The sequence below is a fragment of the Methylibium sp. genome (assembly GCF_013817365.1).
Taxonomy (GTDB): domain Bacteria; phylum Pseudomonadota; class Gammaproteobacteria; order Burkholderiales; family Burkholderiaceae_C; genus Methylibium.
Genome location: NZ_JACDCU010000447.1, coordinates 1 through 3244 on the forward strand (window position 1 = coordinate 1; position 3244 = coordinate 3244).

The window sequence follows — 3244 nt, forward strand, 5'->3', positions numbered from 1 at the left end:
CCATAGGCCCCGGCACGACGCTGCGGCATATCCACCACCCGCAAGGAGACAGAGCCCATGAGATCCGAACGCAGAAAAGTCCTCACCTACCTGGGTGCAGGAGCAGCGTCGCTGGCCTTCCCGTATGCCCGCGCGCAGGACTGGCCGAGCAAGCCGGTCAAGCTCGTCATCGGCTACAGCACGGGCGGCGCCACGGATGCGACCGCCCGCCTCGTCGGCCGGGGGCTCGAGGCGAGCCTGGGTCAGCCCATCGTGTATGAATACAAGCCGGGCGCCGGCGCTTCGCTCGGGGCAGAGTACGTGGCGCGTGCCGAGCCCGACGGCTACACGATCGGGCTCACCGACACCGGCCCGATGAGCATCATGCCGAACCTGCGCAAGCTGAGCTACGACCCGGTCAAGGACTTCACGCCGCTGTCGTACGTGTGCGAGACCGGCCTGGTGGTGCTCGTTCACCCCAGCGTTCCCGCAAAGAGCCTCGACGAACTCATCGCGCTGCTGAAGGCCTCGCCCGACAAGTACAACTACGCCAGCTCGGGCGTGGGTTCAGTGCATCACCTGGCTGGCGAGCTCTTCAAGATCAAGGCCGGCGTGAAAGCGATGCACGTGCCCTATCGTGGCGCGGGCCCGGCGCTCACCGACCTGATCGCCGGTCAGGTTCCGATCATGTTCGCCACCATCGGCCCGGCCCTGCCGATGATCGCCAGCGGCAAGGCGCGCGCCCTGGGCGTCACGTCGGCCCAGCGCTCGAGCGCGCTGCCGGACGTGCCCACGCTGGCCGAGCAGGGCCTGTCCGGCTACGACGCCTCGCTCAAGTTCTCGCTCGTCGCACCCGCCGGGCTGCCCGCACCGATTGCCGCTCGCCTGCAATCCGACCTCAAGAAGATCGTCTCCGACCCCGATCTCGTGAAGGCCCTCCAGAAGCTGGGCAACGACGACATCGGGCCGCGCACGCCGAGGGAAGTCACCGAGATCACGCGCGACGACCTGAAGAAGTGGGGCTCGGTCATTCGGGAAGCCGGGATCACGCTGGACAGTTGAGCGATCCGGACCAATGACTCCGATTCAGCACGGTCCCCAACGGTGCTGGGACACCCTCGCACAGGACCGCAGCGCGCGTCTTGCGCGGGCTGGTGAACTCGTCGCCGGCAAGGTCGTTGGCGCTGCTGATGCCGTCGCCCTGCTCGAAGCGGTGCTGCAGCCGCACGACCGGGTGTGCATCGAGGGCAACAACCAGAAGCACGCCGATTTCCTTTCGGCCTGCCTCGCGAAGGTCGATCCGGCGCGGGTGCACGGCCTGCACATCGTGCAGTCCAACCTCGCGCTGGCGTCGCACCTCGATGTGTTCGAGCGCGGCATCGCGGCCAAGCTCGACTTCTGCTATTCCGGCGAGCAGGGCGTGCGCATGGGCCGGCTCATCAAGGAAGGCCGCATCCAGGTCGGCGCCATCCACACCTACCTGGAGCTTTACAGCCGCTACTTCGTGGACCTGACGCCCCGCGTGGCCTTCGTCGCCGCGCAGAGCGCCGATGCACAGGGCAACCTGTACACCGGCCCGAACACGGAGGACACGCCCGCAGTCGTCGAGGGCACCGCCTTCAAGAGCGGCATCGTGATCGCGCAGGTCAACGAGATCGTCGAGCGCGTGCCGCGCGTCGATGTGCCGGCCGATTGGGTGTCCTTCGTCGTCAAGTCGCCCAAGCCCCACTACATCGAGCCGATCTTCACGCGCGATCCGGCGCAGATCAGCGAGATCCAGGTGCTGATGGCGATGATGGTCATCAAGGGCCTGTATGCGCCCTACCAGGTCAAGCGGCTCAACCACGGCATCGGCTTCGACACGGCGGCCATCGAGCTGATCCTGCCGACCTACGCCGAGTCGCTGGGCCTGAGGGACCAGATCTGCGAATACATGAGCGTCAACCCCTGCCCGACGCTCATTCCCGCCATCGAAGCGGGCTTCGTCAAGGGCATTCACTGCGCCGGCTCCGAGCTCGGCATGGAGCGCTACATCGAGCAGCGCTCCGACATCTTCTTCACCGGCCCCGACGGCTCGATGCGCTCGAACCGCGCGTTCTGCCAACTGGCGGGCCACTACACCGACCTGTTCATCGGCTCGACCCTGCAGATCGACCTGGAAGGCAACTCGTCGACCGCCACGCTCAACCGCATCGCCGGCTTCGGCGGCGCGCCCAACTTCGGCTGCGAGTCGCGCGGACGCCGCCATTCGAGTCCACCGTGGCTCAAGACCGGTGCGGAAAGCGCCGGCAGCCCGTCGAGCATGCCGCGCGGGCGCAAGCTCGTCGTGCAGTTGGTCGAGACCTTCCGCGACAAGATGCAGCCCACCTTCGTAGAGCGGCTCGATGCCTGGCAGTTGAAGGAGGACTTCGGCCTCGACCTGCCCCCGGTGATGGTCTACGGCGACGACCTCACCCACATCGTGACCGAGGAAGGCATCGCCCACCTGCACCGCTGCGCCACGCTGCGCGAGCGCGAGCAGGCGATTCGCGGCGTGGCCGGCTACACATCGGTCGGCCTGGCGCGCGACCGCCGCGAGGTGGAGAACCTGCGCGACAAGGGCATCGTCCAGCGGCCCGAAGACCTGGGCATCGATGCGCGCCTGGCCACGCGCGACCTGCTCGCCGCCAAGTCGATCAAGGAGTTGGTGCGCTGGTCGGGCGGCCTCTACGATCCGCCGAAGCGGTTTCGCAACTGGTGAGCACGATGGAACACCTGGAATACGAGTTCGGACCCTTCACGCCTGCCGCCGGTGCGGCCGACACGCTGGTCGGCGTGGTCGGCTCGGGGAACATGGAAGTACTGTTCGAGCCGCGTGCGCTGGGCGGAATGATCCGCTTCGTGATCGACACGTCGATCTCGGGCTTCGATCCGACATGGCGCGCGGTGCTGGAGGCCTTTGCCGAGGGGCACCGGGTCGGCGATCTACTCGTGACGATCAACGATGCGGGGGCGACGCCGTCGGTGGTGGCACTGCGCTTGGCGCAGGCTGCCGAAGAACTCGGGGTCTGACATGGATGGGCAGCGCGGAATGCTGAGATTCGGCCATTTTCGAGTGTCGGGTCCGCGTTGCGATGCGAGCTGTGTGTGTGTTCGGTGGGAGCAAAGCCGTGGGCGGGTGTGCGGCGGCGCGCCGGTGCGGCGGTCGGCCCTTTGGGCCGACTGCGCTGCGCTGCTCGGGCTCGTGGCCGCGTCGCGGAACTCGCTTCGTTCGCTGCGCTCACAC

Annotated in this window: 3 protein-coding genes; all 3 read left to right on the forward strand. The window is 67.4% G+C overall.

Going from position 1 to position 3244, the window contains the following annotated elements; genetic code table 11:
• Positions 1–57: 57 nt before the first annotated feature.
• The 3 genes from H0W38_RS19440 to mdcC are packed head-to-tail and all read left to right on the forward strand — an operon-like array spanning position 58 to position 3030.
• Positions 58–1041, forward strand: a complete 984-nt coding sequence (locus tag H0W38_RS19440) for a tripartite tricarboxylate transporter substrate binding protein (protein ID WP_292457256.1) — start codon at positions 58–60, stop codon at positions 1039–1041.
• Between the two features lie 13 nt (positions 1042–1054).
• Positions 1055–2719 (forward strand): malonate decarboxylase subunit alpha, encoded by a 1665-nt coding sequence (gene mdcA, locus H0W38_RS19445; protein ID WP_292457259.1) that lies wholly within the window; start codon positions 1055–1057, stop codon positions 2717–2719.
• 5 nt (positions 2720–2724) lie between these two features.
• A complete protein-coding gene (gene mdcC, locus H0W38_RS19450; RefSeq protein WP_292457262.1) occupies positions 2725–3030 on the forward strand; it encodes a malonate decarboxylase acyl carrier protein in 306 nt (101 codons plus the stop codon).
• Positions 3031–3244: the final 214 nt, after the last annotated feature.

Bases quoted from the DNA above. Each gene is read 5' to 3' on its own strand.
- H0W38_RS19440 (WP_292457256.1), top strand. From the start codon at position 58: ATGAGATCCGAACGCAGAAAAGTCCTCACCTACCTGGGTGCAGGAGCA.
- mdcC (WP_292457262.1), top strand. From the start codon at position 2,725: ATGGAACACCTGGAATACGAGTTCGGACCCTTCACGCCTGCCGCCGGT.
- mdcA (WP_292457259.1), top strand. From the start codon at position 1,055: ATGACTCCGATTCAGCACGGTCCCCAACGGTGCTGGGACACCCTCGCA.